Raw genomic sequence first — 503 nt, 5'->3', positions numbered from 1 at the left:
CCGGCTTGCATCGTCAGTGACAATGGGACCGAGTTCACCAGCAAGGCGATCCTGAAATGGGCCAACGAGAACGGTGTCGAGTGGCACTACATCGATCCGGGCAAGCCGCAGCAGAATGGCTACATCGAAAGCTTCAACGGCAGCCTGCGCGACGAATGCCTGAACGAGGAAATCTTCGACGGCCTTGCCGATGCCCGCCGCACGCTGGCCCTCTGGCGCTATGACTACAACAACGTCAGGCCCCATTCCTCGCTGGGCAACAAGACCCCGTCCGACGCGCGCCGGACGCTTGAGCTACTTGATGGCAACGCGCCCGGCGCGCTTGCCCAACCCGAAACCGACCACTATCAACCCCAAGGACTCTCGTTATGAACGAGGGACGACCGGGGGGCAGGTCAAAGCCTTTGGAATTGCGCGGAAAGATGTTGTGGCGAGTTGCAACGCAAAAAGCGCCCCGTGGGGCGCTCTGTTTCGGCCTAAGCCTTTGATATGTTGTAGGAAAA

The 503-nt window shown here is 59.6% G+C and carries 1 protein-coding gene; it reads left to right on the top strand.

Going from position 1 to position 503, the window contains the following annotated elements; genetic code table 11:
• Positions 1-372: integrase core domain-containing protein (locus C5F46_RS16320; protein WP_146160271.1), on the top strand; the 372-nt coding region annotated here is incomplete at its 5' end.
• Positions 373-503 lie beyond the last annotated feature (131 nt).

The sequence above is a fragment of the Phaeovulum veldkampii DSM 11550 genome (assembly GCF_003034995.1).
GTDB classification, from domain to species: domain Bacteria; phylum Pseudomonadota; class Alphaproteobacteria; order Rhodobacterales; family Rhodobacteraceae; genus Phaeovulum; species Phaeovulum veldkampii.
This window is presented reverse-complemented; position numbering and strand designations above follow the sequence as displayed.